Origin of the sequence: Saccharothrix sp. ST-888 (assembly GCF_000955975.1) — a bacterium.
Classification (GTDB): domain Bacteria; phylum Actinomycetota; class Actinomycetes; order Streptomycetales; family Streptomycetaceae; genus Kitasatospora.
In genome coordinates this window covers 1-206 of record NZ_JYJF01001183.1, presented here as the reverse complement: position 1 = coordinate 206, position 206 = coordinate 1, and the positions used below count along the sequence as shown (strand labels likewise).

The 206-nt window shown below is 69.4% G+C and carries 1 pseudogene; it reads left to right on the top strand.

The window, feature by feature from the left end:
- A pseudogene (locus UK12_RS36165) lies at nt 1-206 on the top strand (polyketide synthase); the annotation flags it as partial.

Below are 206 nucleotides of genomic sequence, written 5' to 3'. Positions count from 1 at the left end.
ACGCTGGGTGACCCGATCGAGGCGCAGGCGCTGCTGGCGACGTACGGTCAGGGGCGCTCCGAGGGACGGCCGTTGTGGCTGGGGTCGGTCAAGTCGAACATCGGTCACACGCAGGCGGCTGCGGGTGTGGCGGGTGTGATCAAGATGGTGCAGGCGATGCGGCACGGTGTGCTGCCCAGGACCCTGCACGTGGACGAGCCGTCGAC